This window comes from Streptomyces sp. DT190, from assembly GCF_049846985.1.
Taxonomy (GTDB): domain Bacteria; phylum Actinomycetota; class Actinomycetes; order Streptomycetales; family Streptomycetaceae; genus Streptomyces.
This window is the reverse complement of record NZ_JBNCNM010000022.1, coordinates 136,349-144,425: the sequence shown is the minus strand read 5'-3', so window position 1 is coordinate 144,425 and position 8,077 is coordinate 136,349. Positions and strand designations below refer to the sequence as shown.

Here is an 8,077-nt window from a genome sequence, read left to right as displayed (position 1 = left end):
CCCGGAAGCTAAGCCTTACAGCGCCGATGGTACTGCAGGGGGGACCCTGTGGGAGAGTAGGACGCCGCCGAACAATCTTTGGAAGGACCCCTGGTCACCAGCGTTCAGCTGGGGACCAGGGGTCCTTTTGTTTTTGCACTGCGCGCTGGGCACCCGGCTGCGCGAGAATGACTTGCGGTACCGAAGACAGGAGTCACCATGTCCACCAACTCTCCCGACGACCGACCGGAGCGCGACCAGCGGCGACGGGAGGGGGACCGGAACGACCGTGGCGGTCAGCGCGGAGACCGTGGCGACCGTGGCGGTTTCCGTCGCGACGACCGAGGTGACCGGGGTGACCGTCCTTCGTTCCGTCGTGACGACCGTGGGGACCGTGGCGGTTTCCGGCGTGACGACAACCGCCGTGATGACAGCCGTGGCGGCGACAACCGTGGTGGTGGCTACGGCCGGCGTGACGACCGTGACCGGGGTCCGCGCAGGGACGATCGCGACCGGGGCGGTTTCCGCCGTGACGACCGTGGTGACCGTGGCGGTGACCGTCCTTCGTTCCGCCGTGACGACCGTGGTGACCGTGGCGGTGACCGTCCTTCGTTCCGCCGTGACGACCGTGGTGACCGTGGCGGTTTCCGTCGTGACGACAACCGCCGCGACGACAACCGCCGTGATGACAGCCGTGGCGGCGACAACCGTGGTGGTGGCTACGGCCGGCGTGACGACCGTGGGGGCTTCCAGCGCGGTGACGACCGTGGATCGCGTGGTGGGTTCCGACGTGACGACCGACGTGACGACCGGCGCGACGATCGCCGTGACGACCGGCGTGAGGGCGACCGCGGTGGATTCCCCCGTCGGGACGACCGCGGAGAGCGCCGCGACTCCCGCGACCGCGGCTTCCGCAGTGACGACCGCGGCCGTGACTTCCGGGGCGGCGACGACCGCGACCGCGGCTTCCGGCGGGATGACCGTGGTGGGTTCCGTGGCCGTGACGAGCGCGGGGACCGTGGCGGGTTCCGCCGCGACCGCGATGACGCCGGTCGCAACGATCGGCCGGGCTTCCGTCGCGACGACCGCCCGCGCGGCGACCGCGGCGATTTCCGGCGGGACGACCGGCGCGACGACCGCCGTGATGACCGGCGCGATGATCGTCGGGACGACCGGCGCGATGGCGACCGCGGTGGGTTCCGTGGTGGCCGGGACGACCGTGGAGGGCGTGGGCCCCGGCGTGACGACCGTGGGGGACGTCCCGGCGGCTTCAGCGGGGGTCGGGACGACCGGCGTGGCGGCGGTGGCCGGTTCCGTGAGGAGCGGGAGCGGGACAGGGAGCCGATCAAGCGGCTGCCGATCCCCGAGGACGTCACGGGCGAGGAGATCGACAAGGACGTACGGCAGGAGCTGCAGAGTCTGCCGAAAACGCTCGCGGACGACGTCGCCAGGAACCTGGTGATGGTCGCGCGGCTCCTCGACGAGGACCCCGAAGGCGCGTACGCCTACTCCAGGATCGCGCTGCGGCTGGCCTCGCGGGTCGCCGCCGTGCGGGAGGCCGCGGGATTCGCCGCGTACGCCACCCAGAAGTACGGCGAGGCGCTGGCCGAGTTCCGGGCCGCCAAGCGGATGACCGGGAACATCGACCTGTGGCCCGTCATGGCGGACTGCGAGCGTGGGCTCGGGCGGCCGGAGAAGGCCCTGGACATGGCCGGTGCGCCCGAAGTGCACAAGCTCGACAAGGCCGGGCAGGTCGAGATGCGGCTCGTCGCGGCCGGTGCGCGGCGGGACATGGGGCAGCTGGACGCGGCCATCGTGACCCTGCAGAGCCCCGAGCTGGCCGCCCACGCCGTGCAGCCCTGGACGGCGCGCCTGCGGTACGCGTACGCCGACGCGCTGCTCGCCGCCGGGCGTGAGGGCGAGGCACGTGAGTGGTTCGCGAAGGCCGTCGAGGCCGACCGGGACGGCAGCACGGACGCCTCGGACCGGCTCGCGGAGCTGGACGGCGTGGAGTTCGTGGACGTCCTGACCGATGACGACGAGGACAGCGACGAGGTCGAGGCTGAGACCGAGGTCGAGACCGAGGGCGGTAGCCGGGACGGCGACAGCGATGCCGCTGCCGAGGAGCCGGAGCAGAAGGACTGACGTCCGGCGCCTGATGTGAGTGCGTGAGAGAAGGGGGCGGGTCCCGGTCGGGATCCGCCCCCTTCGTGTGTCCGCGCGTGTGCCGCGGGAGCGTGCGCTCAGAGGTCCAGTGCGCGCAGGACCAGGCCCGTCGCCGGTTTCGGGCCGAACGACGTCGACTTGCGCGGCATGGTCACGCCCTGCCGGGCGAGGTCGCGGACGACCTCCTCGCGGACCGGGTGCATCAGCACGGCCGTGCCGCCGTCGCGCTCCGCCTTCGCGACCGTGGCGGCCGTGTCGTGGATGTAGGCGATGCGGTCCGGGGAGTCCTCGGGGATGTGCCACACGTGCTCCAGGAGCGTGGCGTGCAGCACCGTCGCGTCCAGGGTGCGCCAGGCCGCCGGCCGGTCGGCCGGGACCGTACGGGCCAGCAGGTCCGGGTCGGGGCGGTCGACGAGGTGGAAGGAGCCGTCGCCGGCGAGCAGGAACGCGTTGCCCGCGCAGGCCGCGTCCGCGAGCACTTCGAGGGCCGCGGCGAGCGGCACGTCGAGACGGCGTACCCGGAAGCGGCCGTCCAGGGCCGCCACGGCCCGCGCGACAGGCAGGCCGTGCAGGAGGCGGTGGATGGCGCGCACGCGCAGGGGGTAGCGGGCCGTGTCGACCAGGAGGACCAGGCCGTGGTCCCACGGGCTGGGGGAGGGGTGTTCCGTGCGCAGGCGGCGGTAGGTCGCCCAGCGGTGGTGGCCGTCGGCGATGAGGGCCTGGTGGCGGGCCAGGTCGCGCCGGACGGTGGTGAGCTCGTCGGGGGCGGTGACCGCCCACAGGCGGTGGCGGAAGCCGTCCTCCGTGGTGGTCGTGAGGAGCGGGGGCCGGTCGGCCGTGCGCTCGATCAGGTCCGCCGTCGCGGCCGACGTGTCGTCACCGCGGTAGGTCAGGAGCAGCGGTTCGAGGTTCGCGGAGGTGGCCCGCATCAGGGCCGCGCGGTCGGCGACGACGTGCGGCATGACGTCCTCGTGCGGCAGCACCACCCGCTCGGCGGGGTCCGACACGCGCAGGGCGCCGATGAGGCCGCGCTGGAGCATGCCGTCGCCGTCGCGCTGCTCGTAGACGTAGAGGCAGGGTTCCGGGTCGGCGGTCAGGATGCCCTCGGACAGCCAGCGGCGCAGGGTCTCGGCGGCCTGTTCGTTGCGGGCGCCGGCGGTGGCGGCCTGGGGCAGGATGAGGCGGACGATGTTGTGCGGGTCGGACGACTCGAGGTGGTGCAGGCCGTCGGGGCGCACCACGACGTCGTACGGCGGAGATGTGACGGCGGCAAGGCTGCCGACCCGGTCGGGGTCGTAACGAAGGCCTCGGAACGGGGTGAGTTCCAGGCCTCGGTGCGCCGTTGCCTCCGAGTGACCTGCTGTGTTCATCCCGGCATCGTACGGGTGTCGGCGGCATGGGGGATGATCGGGGGAAAGCCGCCGAACCGAGGAGCGATGCGGGATGAGCCGGAGCGTCAGGACGAGGCCCGAGGGCAGTGGGCAGGCCCTGAGCGAGGCGTACGACACGGCACTGCTCGACCTGGACGGAGTCGTGTACGCGGGCGGGAGCGCCATCGCGCACGCGGTCGAGTCGCTGGCGGCGGCACGCGAGGGCGGGATGCGTCTGGCGTACGTCACCAACAACGCGCTGCGGACTCCGGACACGGTGGCCGGGCATCTGACGGAGCTGGGGATACCGACGGGCGCGCAGGACGTCATCACGTCGGCGCAGGCGGTCGCGCGGCTGATCAGCGAGCAGGTGCCGGCGGGTGCGCGGGTGCTGGTGATCGGGGGTGAGGGGCTGCGGGTGGCGCTGCGGGAGCGGGGCCTGGAGCCCGTCGAGTCGGCGGACGACGAGCCGGTGGCGGTCGTGCAGGGCTACGGCGGTCCCGACCTGCCGTGGGGCCGGTTCGCCGAGGCGTCCTACGCGGTCGCCCGGGGCGTGCCGTGGTTCGCCTCCAACACGGACCTGACGATTCCGAGCGGGCGCGGCATCGCGCCGGGCAACGGGGCGGCGGTGGAGGTCGTCCGGATCGCCACGGGCGCCGAGCCGCAGGTCGCGGGCAAGCCGCTGCCCCCGATGCACCGGGAGACGATCCTGCGGACCGGGGCGAAGCGGCCGCTGGTCGTCGGGGACCGGCTGGACACGGACATCGAGGGCGCGTTCAACGGGGAGGTCGACTCGCTGCTGGTCCTGACCGGCGTGACCGACGGGGCGCAGCTGCTGGCCGCGCCGCCGCAGCACCGGCCGACGTACGTGGACGCGGACCTGCGCGGGATGCTGGGCGGTCAGCCGGACGTCGAGGAGGCGGACACGGGCGGGTTCCGGTGCGGTGGCTGGACGGCGAAGGCCGGTACGGAGCGGCTGGAGCTCGACGGGGAGGGCGAGGCGCTGGACGGGTTGCGGGCCCTGTGCGCGGCGGCCTGGTCGGCGGCCGGTGACGGGGCGTGCGCGCTGGACGGCGAGAAGGCGCTGGACCGGCTGGGGTTGTGAGCGCCGGTTGGGGAGCGCGGTGCCCGGGCAGGCTCTCACGCGGGTGTGCGAGGGGCGGCCCGGCTCTCGAATCGTGATCGATTGCGAGGGTAGGCTAACCTAACTGCGTGTTGGTCGAGAGTCCCCCCGAACAGCGCGCGGAGACCGCCCCCGCGCCCCCAACCCGACGTGCGGCGCGTGCCTTTGGGCTGCTCCTGTCCGTCGCGATCCTGGTGCTCGTCGCACTGGCGAGTATCGCGATCGGGGCGAAAGAGCTGTCCCTGGCGCAGGTTTGGCACGGTTTGTTCGAGGATTCGGGGAGCTACGGCGACGTGGTCGTCGCCGAGCGGCTGTCGCGGACCGTGCTCGGGGTGCTCGCCGGCGCCGCTCTGGGACTGGCCGGGGCGGTCCTGCAGGCCCTCACGCGCAACCCGCTGGCCGATCCCGGCCTGCTCGGCATCAACGCGGGCGCGTCCGCCGCGGTCGTCACGGCCATCACCTTCCTGGGCGTCACCTCGCTCAGCGGCTATGTGTGGTTCGCCTTCTTCGGCGCGGCCGCGGTCGGGGCGCTGGTGTGGTTCCTCGGCGGCAGCCGGGGCGCGACACCGGTGCGGCTGGCCCTCGCCGGTACGGCGATCAGCGCCGCGCTCTTCGGCTACCTCCAGGCCGTGATGATCATGGACGACGCGGCCCTCGGCAAGATGCGCTTCTGGACGCTCGGTTCGCTCTCCGCTGCGACCGACTCCACCATCGAGCAGGTCCTGCCGTTCCTGCTCACCGGCACCGTCCTCGCGCTGGCCCTGGCCCGGCCGCTCAACGCCATGGCGATGGGCGACGACACGGCCAAGGCCCTCGGTGCCAACCTGAACCGGACCCGGGCGCTGTCGATGCTCGCCGCGACCGTGCTCTGCGGGGCCGCGACCGCCGCGTGCGGGCCGATCGTGTTCGTCGGGCTGATGGTGCCGCACGTGGTGCGTTCCTTCACCGGGCCGGACCTGCGCTGGATCCTGCCGTACGCGGCGATCCTGTCGCCGGTGCTGCTGCTCGGCGCCGACGTCATCGGCCGGGTCGTGGCCCGGCCCGCGGAACTGCAGGTGGGCATCGTCACCGCGATCCTCGGCGGTCCGGTGTTCATCTTTCTCGTACGACGGCGGAGGACGGCGCAGCTGTGAAGACCACCAACCGTGCGGTGCGGACCCCGGGCGGGCTGTCGGTACGCCTGGACGTGCGGGCCTTCACCGTCGTGCTCCTGCTGCTTCTCGCGGCCCTCGCGGCGAGTGTCGTGCTCATCGGCACCGGCGACTTCCCCATACCGGCCGCCGACGTGCTGCGCACGCTGGTCGGCGAGGGCACCGCGGGCCAGGAGTTCATCGTCAACGAGCTGCGGCTGCCGCGGGTCCTGGTGGGGCTGCTGGTCGGCGCCTCGCTGGGGCTGGGCGGCGCGCTGTTCCAGTCGATCTCCCGCAACCCGCTGGGCAGTCCGGACGTGCTCGGCCTCGGCCAGGGGGCGACGGCCGGCGCGCTCACGATGATCGTGCTGTTCTCCGGCAGCGCCAACCAGGTCGCCGTCGGCGCGCTGGTGGGCGGCCTGGTGACCGGCTTCGCGATCTACGTGCTGGCCTGGAAGCGGGGCGTGCACGGCTACCGGCTGGTCCTGGTCGGCATCGGCGTCTCCGCGATCGTCACCGCCGTCAACGGCTATCTGCTCACCAAGTCCGACATCGTGGACGCCGCCCGCGCGGTGGTGTGGATGACGGGCTCGCTCGACGGCCGTGACTGGGCCCAGGTGTGGCCGCTGCTCGCCCTGTGCGCGGTGCTCGTGCCGCTCGTCCTGGCCAACGGACGCGGGCTGCGGATGATGGAGATGGGCGACGACGTGGCGTACGCGCTCGGCGTGCGGGTGGAGCGCGTCCGGCTGCTGCTGATGGTCGCCGCGGTGCTGCTCACCGCGTCCGCGACCGCCGCGGCCGGTCCCGTCAGCTTCGTGGCGCTCACCGCTCCGCAGCTGGCCCGGCGGCTGACCCGGTCGCCCGGGCCGAACCTGCTGGCCTCCCTGTGCATGGGCGCCGCCCTGCTGGTCGTCGCCGACTGGGCCTCGCAGCGGGCGTTCGGTGTGGAGCAGTTGCCCGTGGGTGTGGTCACGGGCGTGCTCGGCGGTGTCTATCTGCTGTGGCTGCTGGTCACCGAACGCAAGGCGGGGCGGATATGAGCACCGGAACGGCAGCGGGCACGAGCGCCCCGAGCAGCAACAGCAGCGGGCTGAACAACCGAAGGAGCACCGTGAACCGTCTGTCCGCCGAGAACGTCACCCTCGCCTACGACCAGCGGGTCATCGCCGAGCAGTTGTCGGTGGAGATACCCGACAACTCCTTCACCGTGATCGTCGGGCCCAACGCCTGCGGCAAGTCCACGCTGCTGCGGGCCCTGTCGCGGATGCTCAAGCCGAACGAGGGCCGGGTGCTGCTCGACGGGCAGGTCATCCAGTCCCTGCCCGCGAAGAAGGTCGCCCGCACCCTCGGCCTGCTGCCCCAGTCGTCCATCGCGCCCGACGGCATCACCGTCGCCGACCTGGTCGGCCGCGGCCGCTACCCGCACCAGGGCATCCTGCGCCAGTGGTCGACCGAGGACGAGCGGGTCGTGCAGGAGTCCATGCGCCAGACCGGCGTCGCCGAACTCGCCGACCGCTACGTCGACGAGCTCTCCGGCGGCCAGCGCCAGCGGGTGTGGATCGCCATGGCGCTCGCCCAGCAGACCCCGCTGCTGCTGCTCGACGAGCCGACGACGTACCTGGACATCCAGCACCAGATCGACGTCCTGGACCTGTGCGCCCAGCTGCACGAGGAGCAGGGGCGCACGCTGGTGGCCGTGCTGCACGACCTGAACCACGCCGCCCGCTACGCCACGCACCTCATCGCCCTGCGCCAGGGCACGGTCATCGCCGAGGGCGCGCCCAACGACATCGTCACGGCCGAGCTGGTCGAGGAGGTCTTCGGACTGCGCTGCCAGGTCATCGACGACCCGGAGACGGGCACGCCGCTGGTGGTGCCGGCCGCGCGGAAGGCACGGGTCAGGGACGCGGCCGGCACGCAGGACGCGGTGCGGGCCGGGGCCGGGAAGGTCGCCGCTACAGAAGCTTCCTGAGGCGGAGCAGGTCCCGCAGCCCCGCGTGCAGCTTCACCCGGCCCGAGCCCCAGGCCGTGGCGAAGTTCAGCTCGCCGTCGACCAGGGCCACCAGGTCGTCGCCGGTCATGGCCAGCCTGATCTCGGCCTTGTCCGGCGGCGGCCCGGGCACGGTGTCGCGCACCTCGATCCGGCCGCCGCGCATCCGGCCGACGAAGGTGACGTCCAGGTCGGTGATGTGACAGCTCACCGAGCGGTCCAGGGCCGCGGCCTCGCGGACGCCCCCTTCGGCGCGCTGCATGCTGTCCGAGAGCTTGTCGAGTGCGCTGCGGCACTCCTCGATCGTGGCCATCGCGAT

Annotated in this window: 8 protein-coding genes and 1 rRNA gene; 7 read left to right on the top strand and 2 right to left on the bottom strand. The window is 72.9% G+C overall.

Annotation, left to right across the window (positions count from 1 at the left end; genetic code table 11):
- The 3 genes from rrf to ACPXCS_RS31140 form a co-directional block, all read left to right on the top strand.
- Nucleotides 1-73: ribosomal RNA gene (gene rrf / locus ACPXCS_RS31150) — 5S ribosomal RNA — on the top strand; the annotation flags it as partial.
- Nucleotides 74-298: 225 nt separating this feature from the next.
- Nucleotides 299-1,441: a hypothetical protein gene (locus tag ACPXCS_RS31145; protein WP_425971065.1), complete on the top strand. Its 1,143-nt coding sequence runs from the start codon at nucleotides 299-301 to the stop codon at nucleotides 1,439-1,441.
- The gene (locus ACPXCS_RS31140; RefSeq protein ID WP_425951706.1) at nucleotides 1,333-2,124 is read left to right on the top strand and encodes a tetratricopeptide repeat protein; all 792 of its coding nucleotides are present in this window, start codon (nucleotides 1,333-1,335) and stop codon (nucleotides 2,122-2,124) included. The genes ACPXCS_RS31145 and ACPXCS_RS31140 overlap by 109 nt, the downstream gene beginning before the upstream one ends.
- A 98-nt stretch (nucleotides 2,125-2,222) precedes the next feature.
- Here ACPXCS_RS31140 and ACPXCS_RS31135 read toward each other — a convergent pair whose 3' ends face one another.
- A complete protein-coding gene (locus tag ACPXCS_RS31135) occupies nucleotides 2,223-3,515 on the bottom strand; it encodes a DUF1015 domain-containing protein (protein ID WP_425951698.1) in 1,293 nt (430 codons plus the stop codon).
- 73 nt (nucleotides 3,516-3,588) lie between these two features.
- Here ACPXCS_RS31135 and ACPXCS_RS31130 point away from each other — a divergent pair, with 73 nt between their 5' ends.
- The 4 genes from ACPXCS_RS31130 (at nucleotide 3,589) to ACPXCS_RS31115 (ending at nucleotide 7,740) form a co-directional block, all read left to right on the top strand.
- Nucleotides 3,589-4,620, top strand: a complete 1,032-nt coding sequence (locus ACPXCS_RS31130) for an HAD hydrolase-like protein (RefSeq protein ID WP_425951697.1) — start codon at nucleotides 3,589-3,591, stop codon at nucleotides 4,618-4,620.
- Nucleotides 4,621-4,727: 107 nt separating this feature from the next.
- Nucleotides 4,728-5,771, top strand: coding sequence for a FecCD family ABC transporter permease (locus ACPXCS_RS31125; protein WP_425951696.1), 1,044 nt, complete (start codon nucleotides 4,728-4,730; stop codon nucleotides 5,769-5,771).
- On the top strand, nucleotides 5,768-6,808 hold the full coding sequence (locus ACPXCS_RS31120; RefSeq protein WP_425951695.1) for a FecCD family ABC transporter permease: 1,041 nt from the start codon (nucleotides 5,768-5,770) through the stop codon (nucleotides 6,806-6,808). Before ACPXCS_RS31125 ends, ACPXCS_RS31120 begins: the two co-directional genes overlap by 4 nt.
- Nucleotides 6,805-7,740, top strand: a complete 936-nt coding sequence (locus tag ACPXCS_RS31115; protein WP_425951694.1) for an ABC transporter ATP-binding protein — start codon at nucleotides 6,805-6,807, stop codon at nucleotides 7,738-7,740. The genes ACPXCS_RS31120 and ACPXCS_RS31115 overlap by 4 nt, the downstream gene beginning before the upstream one ends.
- Here ACPXCS_RS31115 and ACPXCS_RS31110 read toward each other — a convergent pair.
- A complete protein-coding gene (locus ACPXCS_RS31110) occupies nucleotides 7,724-8,071 on the bottom strand; it encodes an SCP2 sterol-binding domain-containing protein (protein ID WP_425951693.1) in 348 nt (115 codons plus the stop codon). The genes ACPXCS_RS31115 and ACPXCS_RS31110 overlap by 17 nt on opposite strands.
- Nucleotides 8,072-8,077: the final 6 nt, after the last annotated feature.

What these genes read in the sequence shown, in the direction of transcription:
- ACPXCS_RS31135 (WP_425951698.1), bottom strand. Translation starts at nt 3,515, where the DNA reads ATGAACACAGCAGGTCACTCGGAGGCAACGGCGCACCGAGGCCTGGAA.
- ACPXCS_RS31130 (WP_425951697.1), top strand. Translation starts at nt 3,589, where the DNA reads ATGAGCCGGAGCGTCAGGACGAGGCCCGAGGGCAGTGGGCAGGCCCTG.
- ACPXCS_RS31115 (WP_425951694.1), top strand. Translation starts at nt 6,805, where the DNA reads ATGAGCACCGGAACGGCAGCGGGCACGAGCGCCCCGAGCAGCAACAGC.
- ACPXCS_RS31110 (WP_425951693.1), bottom strand. Translation starts at nt 8,071, where the DNA reads ATGGCCACGATCGAGGAGTGCCGCAGCGCACTCGACAAGCTCTCGGAC.